This is a genomic window from Pseudarthrobacter adonitolis, assembly GCF_055412845.1.
In genome coordinates, this window is record NZ_JBVAYW010000009.1 from 49127 (window position 1) to 68377 (window position 19251).

Genomic DNA, 19251 nt, shown 5'->3' on the forward strand with positions numbered 1-19251 from the left:
CCTCCTACGCTGAAACCAACGGCGGCCGCCAGCATCAGGCGCCGCCTTCATGCACAGCAAAGGAGCTAGCAATGACTGTTTACGCACAGCCCGGTACCGAGGGTTCGAAGGTCACCTTCAAGGAGCGCTACGAGAACTGGATCGGCGGCGAGTGGGTTGCCCCCGTCAAGGGCCAGTACTTCGAGAACATCACACCCGTCACCGGCAAGGTCTTCTGCGAAGTGGCCCGCGGAACCGCCGAGGATATTGAACTCGCCCTGGACGCCGCCCACAAGATTGCACCCTCCTGGGGCAAGACCTCCGTCGCGGAACGTGCCGCCATCCTGAACAAGATCGCCGACCGCATCGACGAAAACCTTGAAATGCTGGCCGTCGCCGAATCCTGGGACAACGGAAAGCCCATCCGTGAAACCCTCAACGCGGACATCCCGCTCGCGGCGGACCACTTCCGCTACTTCGCCTCGGCCGTCCGCGCCCAGGAAGGCCGGCTCTCCCAGCTCGACGACGACACGACCGCCTACCACTACCACGAGCCCCTCGGCGTCGTCGGCCAGATCATCCCGTGGAACTTCCCCATCCTGATGGCCGTCTGGAAGCTCGCCCCGGCTCTCGCCGCAGGCAACGCCGTGGTCCTCAAGCCCGCCGAGCAAACGCCGTCGTCCATTCTGGTCCTGATGGAACTCATCGGTGACCTGTTACCGGCCGGTGTGCTCAACGTGGTCAACGGCTTCGGCGTCGAGGCCGGCAAACCGCTCGCGTCCAGCCCGCGGATCCGCAAGATCGCCTTCACCGGCGAGACTTCCACCGGGCGCCTGATCAGCCAGTACGCGAGCCAGAACCTGATCCCCGTCACCCTGGAGCTCGGCGGCAAGAGCCCGAACATCTTCTTCAACGACGTTGCCGAGTCCAACGACGCGTTCTATGACAAGGCGCAGGAGGGCTTCACGCTCTTTGCCTTCAACCAGGGCGAGGTCTGCACCTGCCCGTCCCGCGCCCTGGTCCAGGAGGACATCTACGATTCCTTCATGGCAGACGCCGTGGCCCGGGTGGAGAAGATCATCCAGGGCAACCCGCTGGACACCAACACCCAGCTCGGTGCACAGGCCTCCAACGACCAGCTGGAAAAGATTCTTTCCTACATCGACATCGGCAAGCAGGAAGGCGCCAAGGTGCTCACCGGCGGCGCCCGCGCCCAGCTGGAAGGCGATCTGGCCGGCGGCTATTACGTCCAGCCCACCGTCTTCGAGGGCCACAACAAGATGCGGATCTTCCAGGAGGAGATCTTCGGACCTGTCGTGTCTGTCTCCCGGTTCAGTGACTACAACGACGCGATGGAAATCGCCAACGACACCCTCTACGGGCTCGGCGCCGGCGTCTGGTCGCGGAACGGCAACGTCGCTTACCGTGCGGGCCGTGAAATCCAGGCCGGCCGCGTCTGGGTCAACAACTACCACGCCTACCCTGCCGGCGCCGCGTTCGGCGGGTACAAGTCCTCCGGCATCGGACGTGAAAACCACTCCATGATGCTGGACCACTACCAGCAGACCAAGAACCTCCTGGTCAGCTACAACGAGAACAAGCTCGGCTTCTTCTAAGCCTGGTTTACGTCCCACCGCATAACAACCGCTCCAAACTACGCAAGGGATTTCGCCAATGACGACGACGATGCAAGCAGCAGTAGTAACCGAGTTCGGCAAGGATCTTCAGATCCAGACCCTCCCCATTCCCACCCCGGGCCGGGGCGAGGCGCTCGTCAAGGTCATCACCACCGGCGTCTGCCACACAGACCTCCACGCGGCGGAGGGCGACTGGCCGGTCAAGCCGACACCGCCGTTCATCCCCGGCCACGAAGGCGTAGGCGAAGTGGTTGCCTTGGGTGAGGGTGTAACTGACCTGGCTATCGGAGACTTCGTCGGCAACGCCTGGCTCTGGTCCGCCTGCGGCGACTGCCAGTACTGCCGCACCGGCTGAGACACTGTGTGAAGCACAGAAGAACGCCGGCTACAGTGTGGACGGTTCCTTCGGGCAGTACATGCTTGTGGACACGCGCTTTGCCGCACGCATCCCGGCGGGCTCGGACCCCGTTGAAGTCGCCCCGGTGCTTTGCGCCGGCGTCACGGTCTACAAGGGCCTGAAAATGACCGAAGCCAAGCCCGGACAGTGGGTCACCATTTCCGGCATCGGCGGACTCGGGCACATTGCCGTCCAGTACGCCGTGGCGATGGGCCTGCGGGTAGCCGCCGTGGATATCGCGGACGACAAACTCGCCCTGGCCAAGAAGCACGGTGCGGAGCTTACCGTCAATGCGCTGCACGAAGATCCCGCCGAAGTCATCCAACGTGAAACCGGAGGTTGTCATGGAGTCCTGGTCACCGCAGTACACCCGTCTGCTTTCGGCCAGGCGATCGGCATGGCCCGCCGGGGCGGGACGATTGTGTTCAACGGCCTGCCGCCGGGCGACTTCCCGGCACCGATCTTCGAGATTGTGCTTAAGGGCCTGACAGTCCGCGGCTCGATCGTGGGTACCCGGCAGGACCTGGAGGAAGCCCTCGAGTTCTACGCCGAGGGCAAGATCCACCCCACGGTGTCCACCCGGGAGCTCTCCGAGGTCAACGCCGTTCTTGACGAGATGAAACACGCCAAGATCGACGGCCGCGTCGTCATCAAGTACTGATGATGGAGGCGAGGCTTGACGCCGCAGTAACGCTGCCCGGGGAGGACATCTCCCGCGTGGCGCTCACGGCCGAGGCCGTGGAACTGCTCAGGAAGCTGTGGGGCCAGCACGGACCCCTCATGTTCCACCAGTCCGGCGGCTGCTGCGACGGCTCCTCGCCTATGTGTTATCCGGCCGGGGAGTTCATCACCGCGGAAGCGGACGTCCTCCTGGGGCTGTTCGACATCGCCGACGGCAAGCAGCCGCAGCCCCTCGAGTTCTGGATGTCCAGGGAGCAGTTCAACTACTGGAGCCACACCCATCTGACCGTGGACGTGGTCCAGGGCCGGGGGAGCGGGTTCTCGGTCGAGTCGCCCGAAGGCAAGCGGTTCCTGATCCGGTCAAAGCTGATGGACTGGCCCGACTAGGCAGGCCCGTCCAACAGGCGCCATCAGCCAGCACCAAACACCAGCACCAAACACCAGCGCGAACGGACACCTGAGGCCCTCCCGGCGAGGGCCTCAAGTGGCCCTTCGCGCTTAACCGGGGCGGGCAGGGAGTCTCACCATGCGGGACAGGTGTGAACGTCCAGTGTCTGGACAAGTATCGTTGTTGGGTCTGTTTCCAACACAAATCAAGATTGTGGAACTCCTTATGAACCTTCTCCGGACCAAATCCATCGAGCAGTCCATCGCCGACGCCGATGAACCCGGACGCAAGCTCAAGCGGTCGCTCAGCAGCTGGGACCTGATGATCATGGGTATCGCCGTCGCTGTCGGCGCCGGCATTTTCTCGGTGGGCGCCAAGGCCGCGGCCAACTTCTCCGGCCCGGCTGTGACGTTGTCCTTCGCCATTGCCGCCGTGACATGTGCCCTGGCCATCATGTGCTACGCCGAGTTCGCCACCGCCATTCCGGTCGCCGGGTCGGCCTACGTCTTTACATACGCCACCATGGGCGAACTGCTTGCGTGGATCATCGGCTGGAACCTGATCCTGGAACTGTTCACCGCCGCGGCAGTGATCGCCAAGTACTGGGGCATCTACCTCAGCAAGGTGTTTGCGCTGATGGGGGCCGACGTTCCGCCCGCGCTGTCGCTCGGCGGCGTGGACCTCTACTGGGGCGCCTTCCTGATCGTTGCCGTCTTCACCGTGCTCCTGGTGCTGGGCACCAAGCTCTCCGCCCGTGTGGGCAACGTCTTCACCCTGATTAAGATCGCCGTTGTGCTGTTTGTGATCGTAGTGGGCTTCACGTATGTGAAGTTCGAGAACTACACGCCGTTCGTGCCCGCCGCGGAACCCACCGCCGGGGGCACCGCGGACGTCCTGAAGCAGTCATTCTTCGGCTTCCTCACCGGCGCCGCGCCCGCCCAGTACGGCACGCTGGGTATCTTCGCCGGTGCGGCCCTGGTGTTCTTCGCCTTCATCGGCTTTGACGTCGTGGCCACGTCCGCGGAGGAAGTCAAGAACCCGCAGAAGACCCTGCCGCGCGGCATCTTCGGCGGCCTGGCCGTGGTGACGCTGCTCTACATCCTGGTGTCCCTCGCGCTCACCGGCATGGTGTCCTACACGGACCTCGCGGCAGCAGAAACGCCCACCCTCACCACCGCGTTCGAGGCCGTCGGCAACACCACCGCGGCCAAGGTCATCGCCTTCGGCTCCCTGATCGGCCTCACCACGGTCATCATGGTGCTGCTGATGGGACTGTCCCGCGTGGTGCTGGCCATGAGCCGCGACGGTTTGCTGCCGCGTGCGCTGTCCAAGACCAGCGAAAAACGTTCGACGCCGGTCCGCCTCCAGATTATCTGCGGGGCCGCAGTAGCACTTGTGGCCGGCCTGACCAAAGTTGACCTGCTGGAAGAAATGATCAACATCGGCACATTGTCGGCGTTTGTCGTGGTGAGCCTGGGCATCCTGGTGCTGCGCAAGAAGCGCCCGGACCTGAAACCGTCGTTCCGCGTCCCGTTCGGCAAGGTTCTCCCGGTGGTTTCCGCCGTCCTGTGCCTGTACCTGATGACGAACCTCGCCGTGGAGACGTGGATCTTCTTCGCCGGCTGGCTGGTCATCGGCATCGTGATCTACTTCGCCTACGGCCAGCGGCATTCCCGCCTGAACGAAAAGTTCGCCGAAGCAAAGTCCGCCGTGGACGCCACGGATTCAAGCGCAGATTCCAGCGCGGACGCCGGCCTTGCCGGCAGTGATGCCGCAGCCGACGACGAGGCACTCACCCGCACCTAGGCTGGGCGGCTGCAAAATTGCGCACAAGACGGAGGCACCCGGGCACCCTTTGGTGGCCGGGTGCCTCTTTCGTGCGTCCGCGATATTGCTCTGTTGTGATCTTGCCGATAAGCCATTGTGCTTGAACCTGGTCCGCTGGCCCAGGTGTCCTCGCTCAGCCTTGGCATGGGCGGCTCGGAGCAACTTTGCCCGGCTGCTGCACCTCACGGGCATCACTTCCGCGCTTTCGCCGGAGGCAGCCCAATCGGCGCAATATACGCTGGAGGTTGCCCGAGAGGCCGGCATCCTGGTCTCGTTCGACCTCAGCTACTGCGCCGCGCTGTGGTCCGCCGACGAAGCCGGTGACGTTTTCCGGAACTTCATCGCCCAGGCAGACGTGGGGGGCCGGCGACGCTTTTGTGGCAGGCTACATTTCGGACCTGCTGGCCGGTGCCCCGGTGGTATAGGTAGAGATATCCCATCTACAGGAAGTCCGGCGTCAGGGCGCCGCGTGACGGCCCACCCAGTCCACCAAGGGACGCAGCTGGTCCCACAGCGCCCCGATTTCCTGCGCCGCAGCCGGTGAGTCCACCCAGTCCGGCTGGCCCAGTTCCATGCCGGCGGACAACGACTTGTGTTTGAGCGGCTCCGCCCGGGGATGGTCCTTGTCGAAACCGCGAGGCACTGTTTTGAGCTTTTCGCCCTCCACCGCAAAGCCCGCAGCAGCCACGGCGTCCACGATGTGCCGCAACGATTCGCCGGTCCCGGACGCATCCACAGAGTTCCGGAAGCGGGTCAGCTGCGCCGGCGTATGGGAATGGTAGCCGCCGCCCACCAATAGTCCGTCGGCGCTCACCTGAAGGTAATACCCCACGCCTTCCTGGGCCGACGCGAAGGCTCCCTGGGCAGTCTTGTCGGGCGATTTGTCCTGGGGGAACCTGATATCCCGGTTGCCGGAAGATCTTCCCCGGACCGAACCGCGGCTCCAGCTCCGCCAGCAACGCGGTGACCGGATCGCGCACCAGGGTGTTGTAACTGTCCTTGTGCTCCAGCCACCACTCCCGGTTGTTGTTGTGCTCAAGTTCGGCATAGAACGCGAATGCCCCTGCAGGGATGCCCTGGAATGTGCTCATGCAGTGATCCTAGGGACAGCCAACAGCTCCAGCCAGAGGGAACGCCCCCTATGTGGAAACAAGGCCGCCCCGCCACGGAAACCGTGACGGGGCGGACGTTGCACCACAGGGGCAGAAGGACTAGCCGATCTTGTTGGCAGCCTCGGCGTCGGAATCAGTGGAGCCCGCACCCAGGTTGGCGCGCAGCTTGGCGCCGAGTTCGGCGTCAACATTCGTCCAGTACTGGATGGCGCGTTCCTTGATTCCCGGGCTCTTCACGCCGCCCACGGCACCGGTGATGGTGTCCAGCAGACGGGCCTTGGCGCCGTCGTCGAACACTTCGCGGTACAGCGTGCCGGCCTGGCCGAAGTCGCCGTCCTCGGCGTGCAGGGAGTGTGCGGAGAGCGTCAGCTCGCCGTCGTTCTCCCAGCCGCCGGCCGGGTTCTGCGGCTCGATGGCTGCCGGGCCGCCCACGGAGTTGGGGGCGTAGACCGGAACGGAGGGAGCGTTGAAGTGGTAACGACCGGCGCCGTCCTGGCTGTAGTTGTTGACCTGGTTCTTCGGCTGGTTCACCGGGATCTGCGCGTGGTTGGTGCCCACGCGGTAACGGTGTGCGTCGGCGTAGGAGAAGATGCGGGCCTGCAGCATCTTGTCCGGCGAAGCGGCGATGCCCGGCACGAAGTTCGACGGCGCAAAGGTGGCCTGCTCGATCTGCGCGAAGTAGTTCTCCGGGTTCTTGTTCAGCTCCATGGTGCCCACGTGGATCAGCGGGTAGTCCGAGTGCGGCCACACCTTGGTGAGGTCGAACGGGTTGAAGCGGTAGGTCTTGGCGTCTGCGTACGGCATGACCTGGACGTGCAGTTCCCAGGACGGGAAGTTGCCCTCGGCGATGTTGTCCTGCAGGTCGCGGATGTAGAAGTCCGCGTCCGAGCCGGCCAGCTCTTCGGCCTGGTCACCGGAGATGGTCTTGACGCCTTGGTTGGACTTGAAGTGGTACTTGACCCAGAAGCGCTCGCCCTCGGCGTTGATCCACTGGTACGTGTGCGAGCCGTAGCCCTGCATTTCACGCCAGGATGCCGGCAGGCCACGGTCGCCCATGAGCCAGGTGACCTGGTGTGCGGACTCGGGGGACAGGGTCCAGAAGTCCCACTGCATGTCGGCGTCGCGCAGGTGGGTGCCCGGGAGGCGCTTCTGGGAGTGGATGAAGTCCGGGAACTTGATGCCGTCGCGGATGAAGAAGACGGGGGTGTTGTTGCCCACGAGGTCGTAGTTGCCCTCGGAGGTGTAGAACTTGACGGCGAAACCGCGGGGGTCGCGCCAGGTGTCCGGGGAGCCGTTCTCGCCGGCGACGGAGGAGAAACGGATCAGCATCTCGGTCTCAACGCCCGGCTGCAGGAACGCGGCTTTGGTGTACTTGGAGATGTCCGAGGTGGCCTTGAACGTACCGAACGCGCCGCCGCCCTTGGCGTGCACTACGCGCTCCGGCACGCGCTCGCGGTTGAACTGGGCGAGCTTTTCGATCAGGTAGTGGTCCGTGAGGATGATGGCGCCGTCGGCACCGACGGACTGTGCGTGCGCGTCGGAAGTGACGGGCGCGCCGGACTGGGTTGTTGAGATGTTTGCAGTCATTATTCTCCTATTTCTCGATTACTTGTGAGGGACGTTCAGAAGGAAGTTTTTGGGACTCTTGGCAGTCCTGGCAGATGCCCTGGTACATCACGTCGGCAATCTGGATGGTCATCGGCTTGGAGTTCTCATCCCAGTGCGGGGTGAGGCAGGGCGCGTGCCCGACGGCGCATTCGACGTCCTCCACGCGGCCGCAGCTGATGCAGATGGCGTGATGGTGGTTGTCACCGACGCGGGTCTCATACAGGGCGGGGGAATGCGGCGGCTCGAAGCGGCGCAGCATGTGCAGATCGGTCAGGTCGCCCAGGACCACGTAAACCGATTGCGCGGTCAGCTCGGGAAGTTCCGTGCGCGCGGCGGCCAGGATGCTCTCCGCAGGGGAGTGCGGGTGATGTTCGACGGCGGTCAGCACGGCTAGCCGCTGCTTGGTCACCCGGCGGCCGTGGGCACGCAGGGCAGCAGCCCATGCGTCGTGGCCGCCAAAGTGTTCCGTCATGCTCCTATTGAACCACTTATTATGAGTCGATCACAATAAGGCTTGGCTAACCTTCGGCAGGTTCAGGAATTCCTGCATAGGGTTGACCGGTTCTCCTGCCGAGCGGCCCATGGCGTGGACTTCCAGGCCGCCGGGTCCGGGCTCCGGCACCACGCAGCTCAGCCCGGTCACGCCGGGGCGATCGGTCAGTCCCTGGACGGCGGCGGCCAGCGCCAGCAGGTGGCCGGGCGTCAGGCCGGGTCCGTCCGGCGCCGGCGGCACCGCCGGCGCGAGCACGGTGTGGTGCGCACCGGCCTTGACCTGCGGGGTCCTGGCAGTGACTTCCGGGAGGGGGCCGTCCACCGGCGGGGCCGGATCCTTGAGATGGCCTTTCGCGGCAGTGTCGCTGGTCAGCATTGCCGCGAACTGCCATCTCGCGACTGCCTCTTGCTCCACAGCCAACCGGCGCAGGGCGGCGCGGAGGCCGCCGTCGTACTCTTTGAGCTGTTCCGCTGCGGCCGGCACCCGGCGCTGCGCGGGTAGGCGCAGCTGTTCGCCGGGCGTGACCGGCTCGGCGTCCCAGCGCCCGAACACGTGGAACGTGGGTGTGGAGGACTCCACCTCCGGTTCGCCGATGGCCGCTCCAATGGGGTGCCACCGGTGCGCAAACGCCACTGTGCAGCGGCTGGCACCCAGAACATCGGCGAGGGCCTGCCGCGCAATGCTGTGGCAGTGCAGCCAGTCGGTGGCCGAGCGGAGATCGAACGCGATGGCCGGGTTCGTGAGCCGGATCAGGAGATGGCCGGCGTTCAGGGCAGTCCGGGGCCGGGCAACCTCCCAGAAAGCCGAGGTAAAAAGCAGCCGCCTGGACACATTCATATGCCAACCCCTTTCCCCCGCCTGAGGATACCAAGCGTGTGACAGAACAGGACACTGCTGCGCCATTAGGGTTGCAGGGTGGGGAAACTGCTGGCCGATATCACACCGCTCCGGGAGAGCCCGGCCTTCCGCCGGCTCTGGCTGGGTTCCGCCGTTTCGGCCGTGGGGAGCCAGCTCACGCTGGTGGCCGTGAGCCTGGAGGTGTACCGCCTCACGCAGGACAGTTTCTATGTGGGCCTGCTGGGTGTGTTTGCGCTGGTGCCGCTGGTGTTCGGCGGCCTGCTGGGCGGGTCCATCGCCGACTCCCACAACCGCCGCACGGTGGCGCTCCTGGCAACCTCTGTCCTCTGGCTGACCACCGGCCTGATCGCCCTGCAGTCCTGGCTGCAGCTGGGAAACGTCTGGGTCCTCTACCTCCTGGTGGCGCTGCAAAGCGGCGCCCAGGCCATCAACCAGCCGGCACGCAGTGCCATCATCCCCACGCTCATCCGCAAGGAACTGCTTCCCGCGGCCTACGCGCTGAGCATGATTTCGTTCGGGGTGGCCATGACGGTGGGACCCCTGCTGGCGGGTGTGCTGGTGGTGTGGGTGGGCTTCGGCTGGACCTACACCATCGACTTCATCAGCTTCGCGTTTGTGCTCTGGGCCGTTTTTAGGCTGCCGTCCATGCCGCCTTCGGGAAGCGCCGGGCGGGCCGGGATCCGGTCTGTCATCGAAGGGTTCCGGTTCCTGGGCACCCGGCCCAACCTGCGGATGACCTTCATCATCGACCTCGTGGCCATGATCCTCGCCCAGCCCCGCGCGCTGATGCCCGCCATCGGTGCGCTGATGATCGGCGGCGGCGAAGCCACGGTGGGCATCCTGCTGGCCTCCACCGCGGTGGGCGCATTCCTGGCAGGTCTGTTTTCCGGGCCGCTCGGCCATGTCCGGTGGCAGGGCAGTGCCGTGGTGTGGTCGGTGATGGGCTGGGGCGCGTCCATTGCGGGCTTCGGCGTGGTGGTGCTCCTTGCAGGACGGACGGACGACGGCGGGGCCACCCTTTGGCTGGTCCCGGCGGCTGTGTGCTGCACCCTGGCCGGAATCGCAGACTCCATCAGCGCCGTCTTCCGCAACACCATCCTGCAGGCCGCTGCGCCGGACCACCTGCGGGGACGGCTCCAGGGGGTCTTCATTGTGGTGGTGGCCGGGGGCCCGCGCGTGGGTGACCTGCTGGCAGGCGGCGGGACTAAGATTTTGAGCGAGGGCTGGGTCCTGCTGTTGGGCGGGGTATTATGCGTCGCTGTGGCCTGGCTGGCGGCACAGCTGCAGCCGGGCTTCCGGAAGTACGATGCCCGCGACCCGGTGCCTTAGGGCCGTGCCTTGTTGGCTACTTTGTCAGGGCGACGTGGAGGAGCGGACGTGCACAAGCATTACAACGGCCTAAAAACTGCGGCGCTCTTTGGCGTCCTGTGGGCGGTGCTCCTGGGCCTGGGCGGCCTGATCGGGATCAATACCCGCAGTTCAGCGCCCATCTGGATCATGGCCCTGATCGGCGTGGCCACCACGGCGTACGGCTACTGGAACAGCGACAAGATTGCCATCCGGTCCATGCAGGCCTACCCCGTCACGGAGGCCCAGGCACCACAGCTGTACCAGATAGTCCGGGAGCTCTCCGTCCGGGCAAACCAGCCGACGCCGCGCATCTACCTCTCACCCACCATGAACCCGAACGCGTTCGCCACCGGCCGGAATCCCAAGAACGCCGCCGTGTGCTGCACCGAGGGAATCCTTCAGCTGCTGGATGCCCGCGAACTGCGCGGGGTCCTGGGGCACGAGCTGATGCACGTATACAACAGGGACATCCTCACGTCCTCGGTGGCGGCCGCGGTGGCCGGCGTCATCACGTCCGTGGGCCAGATGCTGCTGTTCTTCGGCGGAGACCGGCGCAACGCCAACCCGCTGGCCATGCTGGCCATGGCACTGCTGGCGCCGTTTGCCGCCTCGCTGATCCAGCTCGCCATTTCCCGGACCAGGGAGTACGACGCCGACGAGGACGGTTCGCAGCTCACTGGCGATCCGCTGGCGATCCGCTGGCGCTCGCCTCAGCCCTGCTCAAGATTGAGCAGGGGGTCAGGATCGCCCCGCTGCCGCAGGAGCAGAAGCTGGTCAACACCTCGCACCTGATGATCGCCAACCCGTTCCGGGGCGGGGCGATGACCAAGCTGTTCGCCACGCACCCGCCGATGAAGGACAGGATTGCCCGGCTGGAACGGATTGCCGGCCGGGCCCTTAACTAAGGCGACCTGACGAACTGGGGCGCCGCCGTCGTACGTCTTCAGTGGTCCCAGCCCGATCGCGTGTCCTACGCCCGGAGGCGTGTCAGCTGCGGAAGTTGACGAACTGCAGGTCCGCCTCGTCGAAGTCCTTTAGCAGGTTCATGGTGGCCTGCAGGTCATCGCGGGACTTGGACGAGACGCGGAGTTCGTCGCCCTGAATCTGGGACTTGACGCCCTTGGGGCCCTCATCGCGGATCAGCTTGTTGATCTTCTTGGCCAGGTCCTGCTCGATGCCTTCCTTGATGGAGGCTTCCAGGCGGAATTCCTTGCCGGATGCATACGGCTCGCCGGTGTCCAGGGACTTCAGGGAGATGCCGCGGCGGATCAGCTTGGACTGGAGGACGTCCAGCACGGCCAGGACGCGTTCCTCCGAGTTCGCCTTCATCAGGATCTTCTCGTCGCTGAAATCGACCTCGGCGCCGACGCCCTTGAAGTCGTAGCGCTGGACCAGTTCCTTCTGTGCCTGGTTCAGCGCGTTGGCCACTTCCTGCTTGTCCACTTTGCTTACGACGTCGAACGTTGACTCGCCTGCCATGATTCTCCTTGTGCCGGTGGGTGCCTGCGAAAATGCTTCTGCAGGGCGTGGATCTCTGCATTCAAGCCTAGTACGGATCGGCTCTGGCGCTGGAGCGGATTCGGCGCTGTTCCGGATTCACAGTTCCCTTATAGCGGACGCACAGTGGGAACGAAGCCGGGCGATGGAGAGTTGAACCAGTTGGAAATAGCTCGAAAGGGAACACCATGCCACGCACCGCCGTCCGTTACGTCACCCGAACCACCGCCGCAGCCGCTGGTGCCGTGGCTACCGCCGCAACCTCAGTTGCCGCAGCAGCCATCGCCGCCTCCATCATCTTCAGCCCAGTTCCGGATGCCTCGGCCCGCATGGACGGTGTGAGCGAGGATCTGCTGCGGGCGGTCCAGCTGAACCAGATCACGGAGGAGCAGGCCGTGAAGTTCGAGGCAAGGCTGGCCGGACGGATTCTCGGCGACGCCTGAGTTCCCGGGTTTTCCGCGGAATTGCGGGGCTTCTGGCGGCGTTTTCATGGGCCTGCCGCCTCGATTCGATTCTTCGGCAGAAGTTCTGTAAAGTTGTCTTGCCCGCGGTTACTGGAAGCGGAACGGCCCGGAAACGGACGTTCCGAATACTGCAGCCGGGGGTGATCTTCTTTTGAAGTTCGGCAGATTACCCGAGCGGCCAAAGGGGGCTGACTGTAAATCAGCTGGCAACGCCTACGGGGGTTCGAATCCCTCATCTGCCACCAGCCAGTAATGGCAAGGAATTTAGCCCTTCCGGGATCTCTTAGGAGGTACCGGAAGGGCTTTTTTCATGCCCGGTGATCACACTTGTGAGCACACCTTGACGTCTGCGTGACACGGGTAGCAGTGCGGAGGCTCCTTCAGCGGCGTTCCTGGCGGCGTCACCCACCATGTGTGCGTACAGGTCCCGCGTGATCTGGCTGTTGCTGTGGCCCATGGTCTTGGACACGATGGCCAAGTCCTGACCTGAAGCCAGCATCAGCGACGCGTGCAGGTGCCGGAGGTCGTGAAAACGCATCGGCGGCAGGCCCAGCTTCTCCACCATCAGCTCAAAGAGCTTCGAGGGGTAGCCCGGCCGAAGCTGGCGGCCATCCTCATAGGTGAAGACGCGCCCGGAGTTTTGGTAAGCCTCACCCCATGCTTCACGTTCATGTGCCTGCTGGAACTGCCACGTCAGGAGAGCGGCAACGGCACGATCGGAGAGGGCCACAACACGGTTCTGTCCGGCCTCTGTTTTGATGGTGCCCTCAAGTATCTCCTTGCCTACCTGCACAAGCTGGACACGGACAACCAGCCGCCGGGCTGCAAGGTCCACGTCCTGCCAGCGCAGCCCACATAGTTCCCCGCGGCGCATACCGGACAGTATGGCAACCTCAAACAATGCCCCTAGGCGGTGCTCAGTGGCGGCATCAAGGAATGTCCCGGCATCGGCGGGCTCCCATACCTCGATTTTTGTTTTCTCCACGCGGGGGAGCCGGGCACCGGAGGCCGGATTCTCCCCAAGAAGACCGTCCTGGACGGCATCGGCCAAAGCGCTGGAGACTGTGGCGTGGATGCGCTTTATGGTAACGGCACCACGGCCAGCGGCCTGAAGACCAGCTATGAGTCCGGCCACGTGCTGGCGGCGAAGTTCCCTTAGAAGGAGCTTCTCTCCGAACGCCGGGGCGATGTCGTTCTCAATGTAAGCCCGATACATGCGGAGCGTGGAGGGCTTGAGCTGGGAGTGTTCCTCCTGGGAGGCCAGCCACGTATGGAGATACCCGGATACCTTCGTACGTTTGAAGTCATGGACTTGATTCGTCAGCGACCTCTCCGCCTCCCGCAAGGCTGCTTCTGCCTCTTCGGCTGAGGGGTGCTTGTATTCGCTGATGTAGCGACGCTTGCCCGTGGCCGGATCAAAACCGGCGGAAAGCCTGAATCCCCATGTGCCATGGCGGTAGCTCTTGAGCTTGGGGCACCGTGCCCCGTATTGCTTGCCCGTTTCGTCACGGCATCCGCAGCGGCGGCTAACCTTAGCCATTGCCATCCTCCGATTGGTGCCTGTGACTGATCTCATCCGTGTAGCGGTTGAGCTCATCAACATTCAAGGTGCTGTCACCTTGGGACAGTTCCCTGGTGGCCTTGCCCCAAAGCGCATTTTTCGCCTCGTCCACAAGCGCGTTTTGCTCCTGAACCAGGGCGAAGAACTTCCCTTTCGTCTGCTCAAGGCCACGCAATGCGTGTGTCAGCTGCTTCGCGTGCTCATCGCCCGTTGTCTCCGCCAGCAGCGCCTCAGCAGGAACGCTCAAAGTGCCCGCCACGATCGCGTGGACATGCCCCGGAGGAGTGAAGAGCTGCAGGAGCGACATATCCAATAGTTGCGCGAGGGCTACGACCTCTTGGGCGACCATGGCCCGTTCTCCGCTCTCCAAGAGAGAGGTCGAACGGTTGGACATGAAGGGTCTGGACGGAGAGGCACTGGCACAGGAAGCATGCTGCGGCGACCCCGTCGAGGCGCTCGGCCGATGCCCGGAACCGTTTGATCCCGACGAGTGGGCCTTCGTAGTCTTCAAATATCAGACAGAGCGGGCTCGCGCTTGCGCCGAGGTCAACACCTTGAAGCAGATCAGTGCAGCTGCCAACACCTCATGGCAGGCTGCGGCGTGGTTCCTTGAGCGCACGAGACCAGAACGCTACGGGCGGCGGCAGAACGTAAACCTGGGCGGGTCTCCAGGTAGCCCTGTTGAAGTACGCACTGTCACAGTCGACGAGCTCATGGCGAAAATTGGGGAGCTCCGCCAACAGTATGGTCTCCAAGCTGACGTTCCCGGCGGGGCGCAGTCCTAGTAGTGGCCGAGGCGTTGGAGGTGCTCGCGCAGGCCCGTGTCAGACCGGTCGGATTCATTCCGGTACCTGATGCTGAATGGAAGCGGCGACCCGCTCCTCCATTGCTCGAGCGCCGCCAACTGCCGCTGGACCCATCTTTTGTCTTGCACGGTTCACCGCATCGCGGACTTCGCGACGTACTACCCGTTCATTCTGGCTCGACGACTTTTCTCTGGTTTCTCTTGCTAAATCGAGCAGAGCGCGCGGAGCGTAATGGTTGACGCTCATGTCCGTAAGCAGAGGTAGCTGCACTCTCAGATCCTGCTCGATGGCAGTGCGAAGGGGGCCCAAGCGAAGCAACTGAGTGAGGAAATCCGGGCTCAGTACGGGCGACGGAGGCGCCTGAGAACCAAGGCGTTCCCTTAGGTGCTCCTTCATTTTCATGGCTGTTCCATCGAAGGTCAGCCACCATGCTCGGTAGCCCATGGGTGATGGCCCGATTGTTCGTCGATACTCGATGACGCCCACGGAGTTTTCAACATCGTGGGCAACCAGGCGGGACCGTGTCGCTTGGTCGGTTCCGTTGTCACCTCGTTGACGCCTTCTTTCGTGCGCCTCGTTCCATAGTTCCTGAACTGCGCCCCGAAGTTCGATCGATGCGGCATTGGAATACTCTAGGAGATTTTTCGTCTCGATAGAGAATTCGTCGGCAAGGTAGTCGCTGACGTCCTGCAACGGCTGTTCGCGTCCACAGATGTCTCTTTGCCAGTCCAAGAATTCACTCTCTGGTCGGCCTGAGAGCACAAAGGCCGAGTAGAGAAATGGGACTCTTGCCGTCCAAGTGGATGTTGTGTTGTGACTGTAGGCAACGGCCAAGTTGAGGTGTCTTTCAACTTCTTCCACGACTCCTTCCGTAACGAATAGACGCAACCCAGCGTCTACGGCTGCCCGCATTAAAATCGTAAAATGGCGTTCCTCCGGATCGTCTACCAGGCTCTCTCCGATCAGTGGCAGGATCGCCGAGGTGTCCATCCAGATGTCGCCTTCACTGAATACGTTGAGCATGACTTTCTGGACGTCCGGGGTTTGTTTCAGGAACGCGAAAAGTGTGTAGGCGTCGGCTAGTCGCCGAAGATGGGACTGTGTTTGAGGCGAGGGCTGCTCCAACACATGCATTATCGCTGAGGCTGCGGCATCAGAACTGAGCTCTTTGATTCCACCTTTTGCTGTAATTTTGTCCGCGATGGCTACTGGGCTGAGCTGGAATGGTTCTCCTGTTTCCACGGCTTCGGCAAAAGACTCACCTCGTTCCAAGAGTGTCTCTTCCAAAGCTGTTCGGAGTTGTCGACAAATTTCTGTCAACTGTGTTTCGTTGAGTTCCTGGGGTACATCGAGGGCGCGAACCGCCAGATTGAGTTCCGCGTCTAAAACATCTTCATCGAGAAGGAACTGGGCTGTCTGATCATTTATCTTCTTGGCCTCCTCAAAGCTGAGATGGTACGTGTCTCCCGCCACGGAACTCGATTTGTGGTGTTTGACGGGCCCCTTCCGGGACAGACGATTCAATGCGCTCAGCGTCAGAGCATCGACCTGTCCTCGCTTCCCCACAGGCATGCGGAGGGCGACGCCGTCTTGGATTTCACTCAGGCTGAGTCTTTTGTCTGTGCTCGAATCGTGAAGGGCAGCCAAGACCAATGAGTCGAAGCAGCTCTTGGTAAGACTCTGATCGGTTGCCTGATCTTCGTCATCGAGTGCCAAGTGCAGCACTGCGACCTTACTCTCAGCCGCTGTCAGCATGGATATTCTGTCGATGACCCCTCGACTAGACAGGAGTGGATCTACGAATTTCTTAGCCAGCTCTTCGCTTGCCACTCGTCGTTGAGGATAGGACTCCTCACGGTCCACAAACCAGGAGCGGTCTCGGACATCTAGAGTTATTTTCCGATCACGTCGAGACTCTTCCCTGAGTTCATCGGCAGCCGGACCGATCACCTGGTTGGTCATGTAGATCACGGTGGTGACCGAAGGAAAATTCTTTTTAAGAGTGTCCAGCGTACTCGTAATCTTAGTCTTCCAATTCGCCGTGACGGAGTACTGAAAGGCAACTTTCGACACACCGTCAATCGTGAATATTTCGGCGTCTCTGCCCTTGTCTCCGTTCGGAGCTGCCATCGTCCTCAGGGCTGGATACTCGACGGCTAAGAACTCTGACGCGAACTTTTCAAATACTTCCCAGTCTCCAGGGCCAATACGTTCTAGGGCTAGGGACAAACGAGGGTTCGGCATATTCGAATCATAACCACCGCAGCCCTTCCTTGAACTATCGACGGATATCGAGTCAGTTCGATGAGTACATCCCCGATTATCGCGACACCATCCCGTCACTTTTCGTTCCCAACGGGTTTGTGGTCTACTCCGATGGGTCCGAGGCCAAAGTAGCCAAGGCTTCGCCCCTCTACGTGTCCGATCCAGCGTGGTGACAACGAGAGGGTTATGCTAATCATTGGATTTATTGTTCTGTTGGGGGGGGACGGGCATGGGGATTGCTTTTGACGTTGGTGCAGCTGATGCGCTGATGAGTGCTGCTGACTCGGCGGAGCAGGTTCTGCGTGCTGAGGGCGGCTTCCTGGGCGGTGCTGTGGATCATGCCATGCAGGACTTTGAGGGCGGCTATGCGCGCTTGTTCACCGAGGCGTGTGGCATCAGGTCCGATGATCGCGGCAGGCTTGCCGGTGTTCTGGCTGCTCTGGCTGATGACGTCCGCGACGCAAAAGTTAAAGCCGAGCAAGAGAAATCCCGGCAGAAGGAAATGGGTGCTTGGCGGCAACGCGACGATGTCCGTCAACAGGAACTCTTGTCCGGGGATCTTGTGCACAAGTCCGTGGCCCTTGCAACCATGATCGTTGACCCGATGCCCGAGGGAATGCCCGTAGCGGCACCGACGATTTCAGCAGCGTTTTCCCCGCGCGACCGTGATCGGTTCGCGGGCGGATCAGGAGGTGGAACGACCTCGGCTGATCCAGGAAAGCTGCGCGGATTCGCCTCCCTGTCCCGCACCTCCACGAACATCCTGAACGCAGAGTGCACCAGGGTCCGCACCGCGTGGAGCGGATTCACCGCAGTGTGTTCCTGGGTCAACATCGAGACTGCGTCGTTTGTGACTGGTTTCGAGCAGTTGCTGGAAGTAAACGCCGCTGATGCTGACTGGATAGAGCAGATCGCCACCGCGTTCGAAACGGCAGGCAGCGGCGCTGTGTCTGACAGTGTTCTGAACGGGCTTTTCATAGAGTTCGCGCCCCCGGGGCACGTCAGTTTGAACGTCCTCGGGACCATGAGTGCCGCGCAGCTGAAAGCCTGGCTCGGTAAAGGTGGCAACACCGCCCGGCTCCAGGAGCTCCTGAGTCAACCAGGACTGGACCCCGTGGTGACGGCGACCTGGTGGTCCAGCCTCGGCCAAACAGTCAACACCGATACCAGGAAAGTTACCGTCAGTGAAATCCAGCACCTCCTGATTGATGCTTTGCCCGGGGTCATCGGGAACCTGAGCGGTGTCACCGCGACCGCCCGCGATATCGCCAACCGGAAAAAGTTGGAGATGCTCCACGACCACTGGAAGACGTACCGCCAGGACCACGTCGGCGAAGTTGATGAAGTCTCGCAGGAAGGCATGGTCAACAAGATCTGGGAAACTCTCTACAACACCGATGGCACGAAGAAGGTCGCCGAAGTCGATGACGAGTCATCGGATTTTCAGCTAGTGAGCTTTATACCTTTTGGTCTGAAGCAAGGATCAGACACCGGGTACGGTGCGTCCATCTCAGTCGGAGACCTCGACGCTGCCACGAATGCCACCTACCAGGTCCCCGGCTTGAACACCATCATTGGCCATGACATGGCTTCCAAGACCAAGCAGGCCAATGATCAACGATTGGATCAACGTGAACTTGCTGTTCCTCATGGGATCGACCCAGATCGTGTTGCTGTTGTTGCCTGGATAGGTGTTGAACCGGCGCGTGAGCTTGGTGTCTTCAGCAACGACCAGGCAAAGGTCGTTGGGACGGCCCTTAGCAAGGACCTGACCGGGTTCAACGCTGTTCATCAAAACCTTGGCAACGCGGCCATGACAACAGCCGTAGGGCACTCCATGGGTTCCCTTGGGGCCATGGAAGCAGCAAAAGCTGGGCTGCCTGTCGATAACCTCGTCCTCGTAGGTGATATTGGTGCCCCTGATAACGTGACCTCCGTGACTGATTTCCACCTGAATCCCGGCGGCACTGTTTATCGGGGAAGCTACAACGTGGACTTCACAGCAGGAATCGGGCATGGCGTGGGCTGGTACCGCAAATACACCACCGACCCAGAGTTCGGCGCGGTCACGTTTGGCACTGACGGTGCCACAGCGCCGGATGGCACTATCGAGCACCCAACGAAGACCCATGGCGGACAAACTGAAGGCGAGAACGGCATCTACGGATACTTCGACAGGGGAACCGAGTCAAGCATTAACCAAGCCAAGATCTCTCTCGGCCTGGACGATCAACTCACGAATGCGAAACGATGACCACCAAACTCCGCCGTCGGTGCAGGCGTGTCCTTCCCGCCGCAGCGATCGTTCTTCTCACCCTTTCAGGGTGC

General features: G+C 62.3%; 13 protein-coding genes, 1 tRNA gene and 3 pseudogenes. 9 read left to right on the forward strand and 8 right to left on the reverse strand.

The genetic code is table 11. The features are described 5' to 3' along the window. The first annotated feature begins 71 nt into the window (after positions 1-71). From exaC to ACZYZ4_RS11400, 4 genes and pseudogenes are all read left to right on the forward strand, one after another. Positions 72-1595, forward strand: coding sequence for an acetaldehyde dehydrogenase ExaC (gene exaC, locus ACZYZ4_RS11385; protein WP_463860919.1), 1524 nt, complete (start codon positions 72-74; stop codon positions 1593-1595). A 58-nt stretch (positions 1596-1653) separates the two neighbouring features. Further along, positions 1654-2674 (forward strand): annotated as a pseudogene (gene adhP, locus ACZYZ4_RS11390) (alcohol dehydrogenase AdhP). Continuing rightward, complete coding sequence (locus ACZYZ4_RS11395) at positions 2674-3081, forward strand: DUF779 domain-containing protein (RefSeq protein ID WP_463860921.1); 408 nt, start codon at positions 2674-2676, stop codon at positions 3079-3081. The pseudogene adhP and the gene ACZYZ4_RS11395 overlap by 1 nt, the downstream one beginning before the upstream one ends. A gap of 226 nt (positions 3082-3307) precedes the next feature. Then, positions 3308-4888, forward strand: a complete 1581-nt coding sequence (locus ACZYZ4_RS11400) for an amino acid permease (protein WP_463860923.1) — start codon at positions 3308-3310, stop codon at positions 4886-4888. A gap of 478 nt (positions 4889-5366) precedes the next feature. Here the strand turns inward: ACZYZ4_RS11400 and ACZYZ4_RS11405 are convergent. From ACZYZ4_RS11405 to ACZYZ4_RS11420, 4 genes and pseudogenes are all read right to left on the reverse strand, one after another. Then, positions 5367-6000 (reverse strand): annotated as a pseudogene (locus tag ACZYZ4_RS11405) (DUF2461 domain-containing protein). A 120-nt stretch (positions 6001-6120) separates the two neighbouring features. Further along, complete coding sequence (locus tag ACZYZ4_RS11410) at positions 6121-7608, reverse strand: catalase (protein WP_463860925.1); 1488 nt, start codon at positions 7606-7608, stop codon at positions 6121-6123. A 7-nt stretch (positions 7609-7615) separates the two neighbouring features. Next, a complete protein-coding gene (locus tag ACZYZ4_RS11415) occupies positions 7616-8101 on the reverse strand; it encodes a Fur family transcriptional regulator (protein WP_463860927.1) in 486 nt (161 codons plus the stop codon). 30 nt (positions 8102-8131) lie between these two features. Next, complete coding sequence (locus ACZYZ4_RS11420) at positions 8132-8959, reverse strand: hypothetical protein (RefSeq protein ID WP_463860929.1); 828 nt, start codon at positions 8957-8959, stop codon at positions 8132-8134. Positions 8960-9037: 78 nt separating this feature from the next. Here ACZYZ4_RS11420 and ACZYZ4_RS11425 point away from each other — a divergent pair, with 78 nt between their 5' ends. Further along, a complete protein-coding gene (locus ACZYZ4_RS11425) occupies positions 9038-10309 on the forward strand; it encodes an MFS transporter (RefSeq protein ID WP_463860931.1) in 1272 nt (423 codons plus the stop codon). Positions 10310-10357: 48 nt separating this feature from the next. Then, positions 10358-11235 (forward strand): annotated as a pseudogene (gene htpX / locus ACZYZ4_RS11430) (zinc metalloprotease HtpX). Between the two features lie 82 nt (positions 11236-11317). Here htpX and ACZYZ4_RS11435 read toward each other — a convergent pair. Further along, positions 11318-11809, reverse strand: a complete 492-nt coding sequence (locus ACZYZ4_RS11435; RefSeq protein ID WP_463860933.1) for a YajQ family cyclic di-GMP-binding protein — start codon at positions 11807-11809, stop codon at positions 11318-11320. Between the two features lie 206 nt (positions 11810-12015). Between ACZYZ4_RS11435 and ACZYZ4_RS11440 the strand changes: the two genes are divergently transcribed. Next, positions 12016-12270: a hypothetical protein gene (locus tag ACZYZ4_RS11440; RefSeq protein WP_282329555.1), complete on the forward strand. Its 255-nt coding sequence runs from the start codon at positions 12016-12018 to the stop codon at positions 12268-12270. Between the two features lie 181 nt (positions 12271-12451). Then, positions 12452-12536, forward strand: a tRNA-Tyr gene (locus ACZYZ4_RS11445). Between the two features lie 38 nt (positions 12537-12574). Here ACZYZ4_RS11445 and ACZYZ4_RS11450 read toward each other — a convergent pair. The 3 genes from ACZYZ4_RS11450 to ACZYZ4_RS11460 all read right to left on the reverse strand — a co-directional run bounded on the left by ACZYZ4_RS11450 (position 12575) and on the right by ACZYZ4_RS11460 (position 16902). Further along, complete coding sequence (locus tag ACZYZ4_RS11450) at positions 12575-13831, reverse strand: site-specific integrase (RefSeq protein WP_463860935.1); 1257 nt, start codon at positions 13829-13831, stop codon at positions 12575-12577. Continuing rightward, positions 13824-14201: a hypothetical protein gene (locus tag ACZYZ4_RS11455; protein ID WP_463860937.1), complete on the reverse strand. Its 378-nt coding sequence runs from the start codon at positions 14199-14201 to the stop codon at positions 13824-13826. The genes ACZYZ4_RS11450 and ACZYZ4_RS11455 overlap by 8 nt, the downstream gene beginning before the upstream one ends. A 490-nt stretch (positions 14202-14691) precedes the next feature. After that, positions 14692-16902: a hypothetical protein gene (locus ACZYZ4_RS11460; protein WP_463860938.1), complete on the reverse strand. Its 2211-nt coding sequence runs from the start codon at positions 16900-16902 to the stop codon at positions 14692-14694. A gap of 217 nt (positions 16903-17119) precedes the next feature. Between ACZYZ4_RS11460 and ACZYZ4_RS11465 the strand changes: the two genes are divergently transcribed. Further along, on the forward strand, positions 17120-19177 hold the full coding sequence (locus tag ACZYZ4_RS11465; RefSeq protein ID WP_463860940.1) for an alpha/beta hydrolase: 2058 nt from the start codon (positions 17120-17122) through the stop codon (positions 19175-19177). Positions 19178-19251: the final 74 nt, after the last annotated feature.